Below are 14,283 nucleotides of genomic sequence, written 5' to 3'. Positions count from 1 at the left end.
ATGAAATTTGAGATGGAATATGAGTTCCTTCTAAATGCTGATATCCCTTCTCTGAAAACAATTCTCCTTTATGATTTTTACCAGCCAAAAACTTACTGCTTTCATTGAGGGCTACCGATGGTGTAATAAAATCTTTAGGTAATAATTGGAATTTATTAAATGCTATAAAAATATCTTCTACAATTTTTCTCAATACGTTAAATTGAGTATCGGCTGATATATTATCTATATTCATCAATATTGTAAGCAAATCTTCGCCCGCATTTTCCCCTATGTACTTTTCTGTACATACATCAAAAACTCTTTGGTATTTGTGTCTTATCTGTGTATCCGCTTGTTGATCTGCAGCTTTTTTAATTGCGTCAAAGAGTGCCTGATTATCCTTACTTTTAATAAAAATAGTTTCATCGGCTAGCATTTCTCTTGCACTTGAATGTTCATCTTTATCTATATAACCAGAAAAAATAAAATAGGGGATCCTTTTTCGATCTGCCAAACTATTAATCTTTTTAATAGATCTTAGCAAACCCATCAACCCTGGCTTTTCATCCTCAGAATCATTATATACCATGGCATCCAAAATCACTGCATCATAATGTTCAATTTTAGAAGTCAACTCTTCCATACCAAGTTTAGAAGTTTTGTAGTAATTAATATTTAACCCTTCTAAATATGCGGATTCTAAAAATGCATCTTGTTTTTCAGCATCATCATCTATCCATAATACTTCGTACTTATTCATCAATTAACGTGCTTTAAGATTAAATTTAAATTTAAACCCCACAGGAAACTCACTTGTAGGTTCATCAAAAACTTCTAACTTACAATCAAAATGATTGGCAATTTCAGAAACTTTCCATAGCCCAATTCCTGTTCCAGCTGTTGTACCTCCTTTTTCACCTTTTACATAATATCTTTCAGCAATACCTTTAGGAAAAGGTTTCCCGTTATTTTCAAAATTAATTTCTAAATAACCATCAATAAAAGCTATTGAAATACGAAAAATATAAGACTTATTTTCATCAACAAAACCGTGATTAATAGCATTTTCTAAAATGTTAATATAAATTTCTTCAAAATCATTTTTAGAAATATTTACTAGTGGCTCACTTCCTTGGAATGATTGATTTTCAACAATTATCTCAACTGAAAATTGTTCCCCTTGAATCCCTCTCTCTTTACATTCTTTTAAAAGGGTAATAATATTTAATATTTCAGCATCATCATATTTTAGTTCATTAGTAATATTATGCACATAATATATTACTGTCTCTAAACTTTCTTGTAAACGAAGTAACCGTTTCTCTACAGTAACGCCTCTTTTCGGATCTATTATCTCATCAGATCTCAAAATACCATTATTAAGTTTCATCATTTTTGATAAGACATCAGCTGAAGCTTTAACGTTATTAAGATGTTGCATAATATTATGCTTTTTAGAGCCCAGATCTTTCATTTGAGCCGATTTGAGCTTAGCAATCTCCTTCTCAAAACCTAAATCTTTTGCTAGAGATTGAAACCGTATTTCACGTTCTTTATTTGCAATTTCAGTTTGCTCCTTTATAGTAGACGGAACTAAAATTCGTATTTTTAGTAAATCTTCACGTCTAATTCTAGGCATAGCAGCCCCCATATTAAAACTCTCAATCTGAGATTTAATATAATCTTTATATAATTCCGCAACCAAATACTCTATCGACACTTTAGATTGATCTACCTTGAACTCATACATGTTAGCGTAGGCAATCTCCTTAGTACTGGAAGCGTAAAATGTAGGTTTTAGATTAGTTCCTGCTCGAGCTAACAGAAGTACATCATTTTCTAATGCCCTAAAATTCGAGTTTAGTTCTCCTATAGATAAATTTTCGGTATTTAATTGATAGCTATCAGGATTTGATGATAAATCTTTGATCATCAACTTCAAATACTCCTTATCCGGAGCAATGCGTGACGGTTTTACATCTTTTAATAGACTCCCTAGCTCTTGTGTATTACTTAAATCAATATCTAATAATCCTTCAACATCAATATACCTCCCTGGAGTTAATAAAAATCCCCTATCAGCAATTTCAGATATACTTGTTAATTTAGAAAAACCAACTTTATGGATAAAACTAGAATCCATTTGTTGAATAGCCCAAAAATTAGACGCAATTTCAAGAATATTTTCATTACTTAAAGCACGCTGAACTTTATTAACCATATGTCCCAAAGTTGAAGCGTCAATAAATAATACCTTCTCTTTTTGTGGCTTATTTTTATTTAACACCCATATACTTGCAGGAATACTCGTATTGTCCAGTAATTGAGACGGCAGTGCTATTATCGCTTCTACTAAGTCAGCCTCAATAATATTCTTTCTTATTTGTCCTTCACTACCCCCTGCACTCAATGAACTATTACTTAGCAATAGAACTGCTTTACCCGTCCTATTGAGATGATATATGGCATGTTGAATCCAAGCAAAGTTTGCATTTCTTGTTGGTGGCAAACCAAACTCAAATCGTGGATCATATGACCTGAGATCATTGCTCAACAATTTCAGGTTGAAAGGAGGATGCATTAGAACATAATCGGCTTTTAAATCTCCAAACTGATCATCTCTCAGTGTATTGCTCGCTTCACCAAATTGAATAGAATCCTCTTCATTAAACGCAAACCTTAACTTAGCAATCGCCAAAGTTGACGCATTATACTCCTGACCATAAAAATAAAGATTCCGATTTGGGTAATTAACACTAATTTGTTGGAAAAAACCTCCAGTTCCACAAGTAGAATCTAAGATAGAACCTTTTTGAGGGTTTAACAATTCAATCATTAACTGTGATATAGATTGAGGCGTTGTAGTATCCACACCTTTTCTACCTTCATATCTAACGAAGTGGGTTATTAAATTTTCAATTACATCTGAAAATTTCGGTTCATTTTCAATAAAGTTGAATTCAGATACAGCACCGAACAATTGGATAATAAATTCAGAATCCTCTTTTTTGTTATAATCATATTCAAATTTAAAAGCACTAAACGATTTATTCAACCTTTCATTTTCATTTTCTAAAGTATAGAAAGCATCCAAAAGCATTTTTACAAAATCATAATTATTTAATTTGGAATATAGAAAATCCCATTTGGCATTATTAGGTACCTCAATTTGATTAAACGAAAATTGAATAAATTTGTCATTAGCAAACTTTAAAAAAACTAAAAGAAATAAAAAGCTCTTTAAGGTCTCCTATATCTCTATACCCACGAATACTATTTAAAGTATTCCAAAATTTATTCTCAAAACTATCCATTAACTAAGATTTAATATTCTGATGCAAATTAAAAACTGATTTATGCAGTGCATCTGCATGTTAATAGTTATTGGTCAAGTTTTTAATTCTTTCAACCATTTCATCCCTAACTTTCGGAGGTGAAATCACCACCACATCTGCCCCAAACGACAACAATAATTGATACAACTCATTATTCGGAACCACTTCTATAATTACCATTTGTCCGCCTTCATCCGATTTATCTAACTTCTGAGAACCATGTAAAGGCTTGGTCAACACATAATTAACACGCTGTTCAGAAAATTTTAAATGAATCTTTTCTAATTTGTCGTCTTCTGGTTTTGTAACACCGATAATGTCGTCAAAATAATCCAACCAATTGATAGCACTGGGTTCAAAACCTTCCGCCAACTCCTCAATGGACATTATTCGATCTAAAGGGTAATTGGAAATGGATTGATACTGCGCATTAAAACAAAACAAAAACCAACGGTTATTATATTGCTTCACATGATACGGAAAAACAACTACATCAAATTGCGGTTTCCCGTACGGCTCGTAAATAATCTTGATTTGTTTCCGTTTTACAATGAGATTAAATAAGGTAGTTATATGTTGGCGACCTTTTAGATCGATGTTTTCTTGATAGCCAACAATGCCGTTATCGCCATCAGCGACTAAGTTAAAAGCTTGTTCCATACGTGGAATCAGTTCCTCCAACCAAGAAAATTCCGCACGATGCTTATAACGAGATAGAATGGTAATGGTGGTTTCCAATTGTTCTAAATCATCGACATTTAAAGGATGATTGGCTATTGAAAAACTCTTGTCTTGATAGCGGAATGCCTTTTTACGTTCTTTCTTTAACGATTCATCCAATTCTATAGCCCATCCAGCATCAGATTTCATATGATCGATATCATACTGTAATTGACGCAATCTTATCCCTTCTGTCCCAAGTTCGTATAAATGGTCGTTCACTTCTTCCAATAGATAGTCATAAGTGTACAATCGATTAAAATTACTGAAACAGCGATCTAAAATGGTATAACGAATTTGGGCATGTTTGTTGGTTGCCATGAAGTTGGTTCAAATTAAAAATAAAGTTTTCAATACTGTTAGGGGTTTAAAAATAAGGACTTTTAAAATTTTAAACGGACTTTTCTAAGAGCTTTTTGATAATAATCGTCAACATGCAGATGTATTGCGTAATAACTCAGAATATTTGCTGAAATTAATTAGATAATGAGACACAACACCACTTTTAAACTTGCTGAACTAGGAGATCTTTACGATTTAAGCACTATAAATGCGGTTTGGTTAGCCATTATGAAAATGGAGCCCGTATTGTTAGAGCTTTTATTGGATGAGAGTATTGATTACGAAGATATCGGTAAAGAGCTATTTATTGACAAATTAAGAGCGCATTTTGACTATCATAGATCTCTAGGTGATACGGAATTAGAATTGGATCTAGATTCCTGCAAAGGCTGTAACTGCGATCAGCCCATCTCCAAGTTTATAGGCAATACATCTGGAAAACATTTTGCTCTGTATTTTGATATGGATAAGAATACCATTAAAGATATTTATCATTGCTATTCCTATGAGAGTGATTTTTTGGATAATTTATTTCAATAATCCAAACCAATCATCAATACGGATTTCTAAGCGTTTAATTTCTTTCTGAGCTAAAGGTGTACAATGTGCTATAGATACTCTTATTCGGTTGAGATCTATCATGACTTCGTTTACAGAACTTAAATTCCTTTCAAATTTCTCTTCGAAAATAGTCCAGTTTGAATTAATAATTTTTCGCAAATCCCCAAATGTTGTATAATCAATTTCGTTATCGGATCTTTTGGTATGCGTGGTATCTAATTCATAGTCCAGATTGTTTTTGACATTTTCTTTCACACGATACTCTACTTTTGTCCACCAGTCGGATCCATAAAAATCACGCATGGTTGATTTTACTAATTCTCTAATTGAGCGCTCTAAACAATAAAACAACTCATAACAGTTGCGCATTTCATATGCTTCGGTCTTTAACTCTTGATCAAAATAATCTAATAACGTATGTCTAGATTCAGGTCGTAAAGTTGGATTTCGTTTATCTTGATACGAAGAATTGCCACGTACCTTTGGCTTATCCAATAAAAAACGCTCATAGGTTTTTAGTCCATTGATATTGGTTCTATTTCCATAATTTCCAAATTCACTGTATTTTCCATTGAAATCGTATAAGTCGATCATCTGAGATATTTCGGTCGCATTATCAATATCAAAAATGTAGATGCGTTCTCCGGTAAACTGCGTATAATGATCGGATATTCTTTTTAAAGTCTTTTGTATAATTATAAACTGTACCTGCAGCTTTATTTTCTTTTTCAGCAACCCATTTTCCGAACTTTTCTTCCATTGAAATCAATTTTCTATAAATCTACCAATTATAACTAATTTTATTTATAATTACATGATTATCATTTCGAATAAAGAAGTTAATGAGCAATTTTTATAATTTTTTGAAAATAAAAAATTATTTATATTCATCAATTTTTAGCGATTTTCTAGATTGAGTTTTCGGACAAATAAAATACTTGACTCAAAAATTAAATCTTAAAATACTGATTTTAAGAGACTTAAATCAAGGTGCGTGATTCGGTGCGTATTTAACAATTTTTCAATTATAACCATCTGATTATCAGGTATATAATTAAAGTAAAATAGATCCTCTTTGACTCCGCTGAGAGATTACCAAATCTCATCAAAAGCCTATAAACACTATGTTTATCGGCTTTTTGCATTTTCCTTGAAATTATTTAAAATCATATAATATCAAATAAAAGGAGCGGTATTCGATGCGTACTTTTGAGTTTTTAATTTACGCACCGAATGACTTGTATTTCCCTGTCATTCTGACTGAGTACTTATAAGTTCTCATTCCTTCTTTTAGTGGTGTGCCAAATCCGCCTTTCTTATCTTTGAAAACTTTAATGTCTTCCCGTAATGTTCTTTCTGAAATTTTTTCTCCAGGATATAACTCCTCAATTCCCTCATTTACTGCATTTAATAACTCTTCAAAACTATAAGATCTATTGCGGAAGCCGTGGTCTAGAATATTGTATCTCAAATGTGCGTGTGTGCTATTTGCCATTATTCTATTTCCTTTATTTCTTTTTGAATTGCTTTAATAATATTCTCAGGTATTTCTAATTCAGTAGCAAGCACTGACCATCGAGAAATTAAGGCTTGGACATCTTCAATAATTCCTTTAGGGTTCTTTATAGAAAATTCTTCAGCAATAGTAAGGACATCTTTAATTGTTAATGAAGTACGCTTACCATTAATGGATAAAGCCCTAGATGTTGTTTTGAATGTAAATAGCGGATTAAGTGCATACGTTAAATCATATGCAGGTCCTAAATTCCAACTATTACTTTCTTTGTTATAGATAAAACTATGGTTTTTTAAATGGTCGTCTACATTTCTGAAAACAAGATTGAACACCATACGTTTGAAAAGTTGTTGTAAATCTTTATGTGGTACTTCTAGTCCTATTGCTACCTTGAAAACATTCTCATAGGTAGAGTTTTCTGGTTGACTTTTAAAATCCCAACCAGTTAAACCGGTTACGGTTAATACGTGTTGCTTTTCTCCGTGTTGTCTGTCGTAGCGTAATGTTGCAAAGTGTTTGTTTTCAATCAGCTTAGAAGACATCATATCTATATTTGCTTCTTGAGCTAATAAGTAATACGCGTACTCTACTTTTTCTTTATTGTAACCATCACTGTCATCAAGGTGTAGTTTAACTAAATAGTGATTGTAGTCATCACTTGTTTCTCTATCACCAGCTATGATTTCTCCTGTTTCTTTATGTTCTGAAATTAGAATTTTTGGTCTTGCACCTCCTGCCGAAGTCCCTATCTTAAAAACATTTAAAAGTGATAGTTCACTTAGGTCTTTACCTGTGGTATCATCTTTGAGCTTGAGCACCTTTTCTAAGATATTTATGACTTCATCAATATTGACTTTTGGTGAATTAGGTAACTCTTTAATTGGTTTGTATTCAAGCGCACCCATCCCACGATCTGCTACATAAGCCAATTGTTCCAATGGTGTCACTTTTTGGATGCCTCTTGCCGTTAACCATTCTTGAAAAATGATATTACCAAAGGTATCGGGTAAGGAATCGGCTATCATTGGTGGTAAACCTTGAAACGTATCTTGTTGGTATTCCGTAAATACCTGCACTGGTTTGGTGCGTTTAAAAATAAAGGGAAAGAGTTTTGAGTATTTGCCCGACGCTAAGAATTCAGGATTATATTGAAAAAATGATTTGCCTTGATCTATATCATAGCCTAATTTGCCAATCTCCTGGCCAAAAGCAATAATATCTATTATTTTATCTCTAGCCATCTATTAATAAAGTGAAATGTCGTTTTGATCAATAATAACTTTATCTATTTCTTTGGTTATAGATTGTAATAATCCAAAATGATTGGCTACTTTTAAAATATTATCGAGTGTCGCATTTTTACCATTCTCTATGTTTTGAATGGTTGTGCTTGAGACATCTAGCACCTCTGCTAAATCTTCTCGAGATAGATCATTTGATTTACGAAGTGCCTTACAAGCTTCTCCAATCTTGACTTTCACATCTTTTATTGTAGTAATCTCCAACATATTATACCAATATAATGGTTAAATATAGGTATTATAATTGATATTTACCATTATAACACTAAATATATTGTTCGTAGAATTACTATACTAAGCTTCACGTAACGAGAGCTGTATGATTCAACTTTAGTAAACTTTCGATAAAAACACTAAAAATACGGTACTTTACTCGAAAGTTTACTATAATCTCTTCTTAAAAATATAGTTTAAATTCATTTACCTCAATTTGAACCCGAAACATCTTAGAACTCTTAAACCTTTGTTAAAAAGGGGCTAATTCGGTGTCACTAAATTTTCAGGGTTGTTTTAAGGCCTGTAAACCCTCAAAAAATGAGAATTTGGATAGTTCCTCTTTCTCCGCAAGGAATTTACTGAATTCCACCAAAAGCCGATAAACGCCATGTTTATTGGCTTTTTATTTTCTACTTACTACCATAAATGGGTAAATATCGGATCAAGTCATAAAGTTGTGGGCTCCTTTACCCTTGCGATGGATATCGGCCGGATTGACGACCAATGAATGCCGTCCATAGCCCTCAAAAGCTAAGGTGCGCATAATAATCGCAACAGCCCGCCTCGTAGGCCGTAGAAACTTCTTGGACTGGAAAATGTTTTTTGACACACGTTTCCAGTACTTCCGGTCTCGGGGGCATGGTAGATTATCTCCCTGAGAACAGATCGGTTGCACAGTGAATTTTCCAGCTGCGCTTGTGGATGTCGATGCCAATGTATAACTTTCGGTGAGCAGTCTGATCAGTTTTTATATCTTATTATTTTGGTGAAATTTAAAGTTACTGGACTTTCTGCTTTTTCATGGATGCTATAAGCCATTGCTGGGTCTGTGCCCATCTGGACCCCGAAGCCTCGGGGCTTGGGAATTTTCCAGCGGAGTTTTGTACTTTTAGTGGTTTGTGTTTGAGACACGCAACGGCTAATACACATCAACGTTGTAGCACATTCCCCACACTGAAAAACCTGTTAATTTCTTGAGATAACGAGTAAATTTTTGTGTAGGAAAATTTATAATAATTTTGACGTTAGTCAGAACATGAACCAAATTATATGAAAATAGCCAAGAAAATATTTAAATGGATTTTATATTTTTTGCTAATACCAATAACATATATAATTGTTTCCTTAATTCTGAGTGCAATAACAGTTGACCGAAAAGCGAACAATGAAAATTTTAATAAATCAATTTATTTAAGTACAAACGGAGTTCATTTATATATTGTTATACCAATAAAAGATGTAGATAGTTTAGTATTATCTGGAATAAAACATAACGGAAGTGAAAATTATTTGTCCTCGTTGGGGAGATGAAAATTTTTATCTCAATACTCCAACTTGGGGAGATTTGACTTTTAGCAACGCATTCAAAGCAATGTTTTTGAAAAGCGCAACATTAATGCACGTAACTCGATACAAACAGAAACGAACAGATTGGATTGAAATAAAAGTAAATGAGTCTGAATTGCAAAAATTGAATGCTTATTTACAAAATACTTTTGACACTAATGAAAGCGGCATGAAAATTATACTCGAAAACAAAGGTTACTCTTCGATAGATGATTTTTATAAATCTAAAGGAAGTTATTCTTGTTTTAAGACTTGTAACAGTTGGGTAAATAAAGGATTTAAAGAAAGTGGATTGAAATCGTGTTTATGGACTCCATTCGATTTTGGGCTTTTAAATAAGTATAAATAAAAAATATGTTTGATAGTCGCGTAGGCAAAGGAGAGTTTCAGCGCAAACCAATTATGTTGCGCTCTATAAGCCCACTATGGAGCCAAAACAATTGTAAACTCTGTTCCTTGGTTGACTTCACTCTTCACGCTTATGGTGCCCCCTAATTTTTCCACCTGTGCTTTTACCATATAAAGTCCCATTCCTTTTCCTTCGGCTTTATCGGTATGAAAGCGTTTGTATAACCCGAACAGATCATCCCCAGCTTTCTTAAGGTCAAATCCCAGCCCATTATCTTTAAATGTGAGAACAATTTTATCATCTACCAAGTCACTTTTAACCGTAATTTCTAATGGCACATCAGGCCTCCTGTATTTTATGCTGTTAGAAATCAGGTTAGAAAAAACGCTATACATGTAAGTTTTAATCGTGAACATTTCGTCCACAGCGCTGAAATCTATATTAAAGTGCGCCTGTTCTTTCTCTAGAATGTTTCCGATGCTTTCTTTTATATCACTAACAAATTTTGAAAATTGGATCTGCTCTTTGTGTTCTCCTAATTTTCTTCCAAGACTTAAAATCGCATTCAAATCAATAATTACCTCATCCAATCGTTCCGCGGAGGTAGACAGGGCATTCATCATAATTTCTTTTTCGGCTTCATCGGTGTCTTTATCATTTATCAATGCCGTCAGACTAATAATATTTGAGACAGGTGATTTAAGGTCATGGGAAATTATGTTGGAGAAATGCTCGTGATCTTTATTACGCTGAACTAAATCGGCTATAATTTTTTCTTTAAGCGCTTCCTCTTGCCTTTGTTTTGAGACATCCCTAAAAACAAGTACAGCTCCCATCATGTTTCCTTTTGAGTTGAGAATAGGTGTACAACTATCGTTAATGGCATATTCCCTTTTTCGATTGCGGGAAATCAATACAGTATCTGGCTTTAATTTAAATGCCTTTCCTGTTTTAAGAACTGCTTCAACCGGATTATCAGTTTTTTCTCTTGTTATTTGATTGATAATATGAAAAACTTCAGGTATTGGTTTGTTTTCAGCTTCGTCTGCTTTCCATCCCGTAAGTTTTTCGGCAACCGGGTTCATTAATATAACGTTTCCATCCAAATCTGTAGCAATTACGGCATCACCGATACTCTGTAGGATAACTGACTCCCGTTCTTTATCAAATTGTAATGCAGTATCAACCTGTGCAGTATGATCATGTCTTGTCATAGCATTCCTATCTGCAATAATGGTTGCATGGCCTTCAATTGTTGATCTGACACTTGAAGACTTTTTGCTGTTCATAGTAATTTTTTTGAAATTTGTTTTGAAAGTAATACCGTCTATTTTATAGTTACGTCGCACGTAGTCAAAGTATGTGTATCAAAATGACCGTATGCTTCCAGCGATTATTTAACGTGTTTTAATATTAAATAATTGTTTGATGTTGCACAATGTGGCTTAAAAAATGGAATAATTCAAAGATGAGGCGTTTATGGAAGAGTAATGTTATACAAACTGGATCAAAAGTTACATAAATCACGTGTATTGTTGGTTGTATTGGATAAAACACTAGTTTCAAAGATTGATGATAAAAGACCCTAAAAAATGAAATTTAAATTAAGAGCGCAGTCTAATTTTTGAACTGTACTTTTTAACAGGTTTTGAACTGTAATTTTAAATAGATAATTGAATCTGTGATATATGTAATTAAAATAAAAATTTATATAAACATACTCGTTATTAAAAACACATCTTTGCATTGGTTGGTTAGAGAAGTCCAAATTGACACTTATCATTTGGCATTAGAAAGCAGACTTATGGTCTGCTTTTTTGTTATTTAAAATCTCCAGACGCCCTATCATGTTATTGCAATATAACCTAAGCCATAGCCTTTAATAAAACCATGGTCACTTGAGCAGAAAGCCAAAGTCTTAGTGTAATTGATATACTACCCGTTATCTTCATACAATTTGTTGTGCCCATCACCATCTATACTGGATCAATTGTTTTATTCATTTTCACTATCCGCACGTTTTTGCTGATCATCCAAAGCCCTGAACATTCAAATTACAACCAGACTTATTATTTTCAAAATCCTTTTTATTTTTGGTGTCCCCTTTTTTCGTTGGTAGTTTTTGTCTTGGTGATGTCTGCAGGATTGATGTCTGTTACTTCTTTCTCCTTATTGTAAATATCCTCACTTGCCGGATAATGTGGATATCCAGGAAAGTTTTTTTTGGATTTTTTATCTGCCTCTCTTTTAGAAAGGTTCTCTTGATTCTCTTTTTCTTTCATGACGTTTAATTTGTTTTCTTGTTTAAAGGTATTTTTCTTAATTTTTAATTGCATCGTTTAGCAATTCTAGATCGTCTTTCTGTTGTTTCGTAACTTACTCTTTGGAAGGATTTAACATAGCACCTTCTCGTCAGTCGTCCAAATACGTCGTGTGCTATATGACATCGGTTTTTTTAGCTTTAGTGGCGCAAATGGCATTCTGCAAGGGCCTAAAATTCATTTTTTTCGTCCTTGACAAAGGAGCTTATCCTTCAAAATTAGGTAGAGATTGCTATCGGAACAAAAAAGAAGGAGGGTTCCTATAGATTTGGACATTCTTTACAAAAAGTAATAGCCTTTAAAGGCTAAAGCCATACCTCAACAATTCAAAACGAAAAGAATCATCACGAATTTTTTTTATGCTGATAGCAGCTCAGATCCCAATATATAAAACATAAGTAGGTTAAGTAGGTTAAAAATTCAGATTACATTTTGGAATTTTTCTTGATTGCCGCCATAACTTCGTCTTTGGTCAATCCTGTAGTATTCACACCAGGATCTGCAACGGCTTTAGTTTCAACATTAAATTGAAGCTTTTTCATATAGTCCGGGTCTTTACCACTCATTTTTTCCTTTATGATATCAGCATAGGCAGTCCGCGCTTCTTCAACTGTTTTTTTTCCAGTTATGATGTTATGCGCTAAGTTTAAAGCCAAAAAATTGTTCGCTTCCAAATCGCATCTTGCGCTTAAATACCCTTGTGTACGATCAAAGGTCACGCTGCCATCAAAAGCACCCAATTCACTCATTTTATCCTCTGGCACATTGTGGTAAATGGTCTGCTGCATATAATCGGTATGGTCGATAGGGAAGTTATGTGGGGTTTCTTCTTTTGAGATTCTTATAATTTCCCAAGTTCCTACATTTCTCCATACGATTTCATTGGCTGAACTACTGGATGGCTCGCCATAGGATTTGACGGTTGACTCCACTGCTTTTTGTGTATTTTTTGGCCAATCTTTAATATAGTCTGAATACATCCCTTTTTTATTGGCAGACATATGGTCTTTAGAGTGTTCCATGTCTTTTGACATAGCATCTTTTGACGTATCGTTTTTTTTCTTTGTCTCTTGAGAATTCATAGACCCAATTCCCACAAAGCAACAAATTACAAATACTGTGATTGCATGTTTCATTATAGTTTTATTTAAAATTAATATCCTCAAATGTAGCCAGTTATGTCTGTAACGATTACTCTCAATCGCTCGATTGTTGACCCTAATAGAGAAAAGATATTTTAATTTACCCGTGTTCAAAATGTCAGAAACTCTTACAATGGATTAAAAAGGTAGATATGAGTTTGGGTAGAGCCAAGTGCCAAAGTTGGTATTTGTCACTCTAGTCAAATTATGTCACTTGTTTTTTTTTTGCTGAAGTTTTGGCTTTTCCATTGTTGGTGGAAAACACCACCAATGGCGAACAAACAGTGTAAAAATAAGCTATCTAAAAATCAGTAATATATGTAAGCTTCAGCTTTGGTTCTGTAACACACACTGCTATAGTAACAACTAACTTCGTAACACAACAATTAATTAATGACCAAAACATAATATCATGGAAGACCAAGACAATAACAACCAAGGAGCGGTAAAAACAACCAGAGATTTCAAAATGAATGGCGATTGGAACAAACAAGCCAGTGCGTTGAGAACCAAATACCCATTACTTACCAGTGATGATGTAACATTTGAAACTGGTAAAGAAAAAGAACTACTTAAAAGATTAGAGTCCAGATTGGGTAAAAGCCAAGATGAAGTGATAGATATTCTAACAAACAATTATAAAGATGTTTCTCATTAGTTTTATTGGTTTAAATAAATCCTAATCTAAGCGAGCAGTACTGCAAACTACTCTTTTTTTGACATCTAAATCTGTGATTTATGTAAGTTTGATTTTAAATTATATAACTCAGCCAGTAATTAGTTATTCATCTTTGCTGTGCTATTAATCAGTTTACTATTGGGGAATATAAACTGACTTTTATAGGTTATTAAAAAGCAGACTGCTAGGTCTGCTTTTTTTTTTACCATAATCCAACATCTGTGATATATGCAACTATACTATAAAGTTCTATAACTAAACTTACCAATAATTGCGGATCTTTGTTGTTGGGAATTAGTTAGTTAGTTAGTAAATACCAAATGAATCCCTGATTTATTTAGTAGTAAAAAGCAGACTTTTGAGTCTGCTTTTTTTGTTTGGAACCTTACTGCAATTCACATACATTTTAATCTCAAAGAAAACAAACAATTAGTATTCTGAAACTCTAAACTAATAAGAAATTACAAATTCC

Annotated in this window: 13 protein-coding genes; 3 read left to right on the top strand and 10 right to left on the bottom strand. The window is 33.2% G+C overall.

The genetic code is table 11. The features are described from left to right. The 3 genes from A9996_RS14845 to A9996_RS14835 all read right to left on the bottom strand — a co-directional run. The coding region (locus A9996_RS14845; protein ID WP_157487228.1) for a DNA-binding transcriptional response regulator at positions 1-742 on the bottom strand (742 nt) is incomplete at its 3' end. A gap of 3 nt (positions 743-745) precedes the next feature. Then, positions 746-3,082, bottom strand: a complete 2,337-nt coding sequence (locus A9996_RS14840; RefSeq protein ID WP_066436756.1) for an N-6 DNA methylase — start codon at positions 3,080-3,082, stop codon at positions 746-748. A gap of 274 nt (positions 3,083-3,356) precedes the next feature. Further along, on the bottom strand, positions 3,357-4,358 hold the full coding sequence (locus A9996_RS14835) for a helix-turn-helix transcriptional regulator (protein ID WP_066436753.1): 1,002 nt from the start codon (positions 4,356-4,358) through the stop codon (positions 3,357-3,359). Between the two features lie 165 nt (positions 4,359-4,523). Between A9996_RS14835 and A9996_RS14830 the strand changes: the two genes are divergently transcribed. Then, positions 4,524-4,919, top strand: a complete 396-nt coding sequence (locus A9996_RS14830) for a hypothetical protein (protein WP_066436751.1) — start codon at positions 4,524-4,526, stop codon at positions 4,917-4,919. Here A9996_RS14830 and A9996_RS14825 read toward each other — a convergent pair. The 4 genes from A9996_RS14825 to A9996_RS14810 all read right to left on the bottom strand — a co-directional run bounded on the left by A9996_RS14825 (position 4,908) and on the right by A9996_RS14810 (position 7,964). Beyond that, on the bottom strand, positions 4,908-5,534 hold the full coding sequence (locus tag A9996_RS14825) for a Swt1 family HEPN domain-containing protein (RefSeq protein ID WP_066436747.1): 627 nt from the start codon (positions 5,532-5,534) through the stop codon (positions 4,908-4,910). The genes A9996_RS14830 and A9996_RS14825 overlap by 12 nt on opposite strands. A 628-nt stretch (positions 5,535-6,162) precedes the next feature. Then, on the bottom strand, positions 6,163-6,435 hold the full coding sequence (locus A9996_RS14820; RefSeq protein ID WP_066436742.1) for a hypothetical protein: 273 nt from the start codon (positions 6,433-6,435) through the stop codon (positions 6,163-6,165). After that, a complete protein-coding gene (locus A9996_RS14815; protein WP_066436739.1) occupies positions 6,435-7,697 on the bottom strand; it encodes a type II toxin-antitoxin system HipA family toxin in 1,263 nt (420 codons plus the stop codon). Before A9996_RS14815 ends, A9996_RS14820 begins: the two co-directional genes overlap by 1 nt. Before the next feature lie 3 nt (positions 7,698-7,700). Next, the gene (locus tag A9996_RS14810; protein WP_066436738.1) at positions 7,701-7,964 is read right to left on the bottom strand and encodes a helix-turn-helix domain-containing protein; all 264 of its coding nucleotides are present in this window, start codon (positions 7,962-7,964) and stop codon (positions 7,701-7,703) included. Positions 7,965-9,252: 1,288 nt separating this feature from the next. Here A9996_RS14810 and A9996_RS20260 point away from each other — a divergent pair. After that, positions 9,253-9,669, top strand: coding sequence for a DUF2459 domain-containing protein (locus A9996_RS20260; protein WP_211272662.1), 417 nt, complete (start codon positions 9,253-9,255; stop codon positions 9,667-9,669). A 74-nt stretch (positions 9,670-9,743) separates the two neighbouring features. On the opposite strand, the gene A9996_RS14795 is transcribed toward A9996_RS20260, so the two are convergent. The 3 genes from A9996_RS14795 to A9996_RS14785 form a co-directional block, all read right to left on the bottom strand. Continuing rightward, positions 9,744-10,958 (bottom strand): sensor histidine kinase, encoded by a 1,215-nt coding sequence (locus A9996_RS14795; protein ID WP_066436733.1) that lies wholly within the window; start codon positions 10,956-10,958, stop codon positions 9,744-9,746. Between the two features lie 798 nt (positions 10,959-11,756). Continuing rightward, positions 11,757-12,005, bottom strand: coding sequence for a hypothetical protein (locus A9996_RS14790; protein WP_066436730.1), 249 nt, complete (start codon positions 12,003-12,005; stop codon positions 11,757-11,759). Positions 12,006-12,415: 410 nt separating this feature from the next. After that, complete coding sequence (locus A9996_RS14785) at positions 12,416-13,126, bottom strand: hypothetical protein (protein ID WP_146608975.1); 711 nt, start codon at positions 13,124-13,126, stop codon at positions 12,416-12,418. 418 nt (positions 13,127-13,544) lie between these two features. Here A9996_RS14785 and A9996_RS14780 point away from each other — a divergent pair, with 418 nt between their 5' ends. Further along, positions 13,545-13,790, top strand: a complete 246-nt coding sequence (locus A9996_RS14780; RefSeq protein WP_066436728.1) for a hypothetical protein — start codon at positions 13,545-13,547, stop codon at positions 13,788-13,790. Positions 13,791-14,283 lie beyond the last annotated feature (493 nt).

It is taken from the genome of Gelidibacter algens (assembly GCF_001678675.1).
Classification (GTDB): Bacteria; Bacteroidota; Bacteroidia; order Flavobacteriales; family Flavobacteriaceae; genus Gelidibacter; species Gelidibacter algens.
This window is presented reverse-complemented; position numbering and strand designations above follow the sequence as displayed.

Coding starts and splice junctions, on each gene's coding strand:
- A9996_RS14840 (WP_066436756.1), bottom strand. CDS start 3,082: ATGCTTTTGGATGCTTTCTATACTTTAGAAAATGAAAATGAAAGGTTG.
- A9996_RS14835 (WP_066436753.1), bottom strand. CDS start 4,358: ATGGCAACCAACAAACATGCCCAAATTCGTTATACCATTTTAGATCGC.
- A9996_RS14830 (WP_066436751.1), top strand. CDS start 4,524: ATGAGACACAACACCACTTTTAAACTTGCTGAACTAGGAGATCTTTAC.
- A9996_RS14825 (WP_066436747.1), bottom strand. CDS start 5,534: ATGATCGACTTATACGATTTCAATGGAAAATACAGTGAATTTGGAAAT.
- A9996_RS14820 (WP_066436742.1), bottom strand. CDS start 6,435: ATGGCAAATAGCACACACGCACATTTGAGATACAATATTCTAGACCAC.
- A9996_RS14815 (WP_066436739.1), bottom strand. CDS start 7,697: ATGGCTAGAGATAAAATAATAGATATTATTGCTTTTGGCCAGGAGATT.
- A9996_RS14810 (WP_066436738.1), bottom strand. CDS start 7,964: ATGTTGGAGATTACTACAATAAAAGATGTGAAAGTCAAGATTGGAGAA.
- A9996_RS14795 (WP_066436733.1), bottom strand. CDS start 10,958: ATGAACAGCAAAAAGTCTTCAAGTGTCAGATCAACAATTGAAGGCCAT.
- A9996_RS14790 (WP_066436730.1), bottom strand. CDS start 12,005: ATGCAATTAAAAATTAAGAAAAATACCTTTAAACAAGAAAACAAATTA.
- A9996_RS14785 (WP_146608975.1), bottom strand. CDS start 13,126: ATGAAACATGCAATCACAGTATTTGTAATTTGTTGCTTTGTGGGAATT.
- A9996_RS14780 (WP_066436728.1), top strand. CDS start 13,545: ATGGAAGACCAAGACAATAACAACCAAGGAGCGGTAAAAACAACCAGA.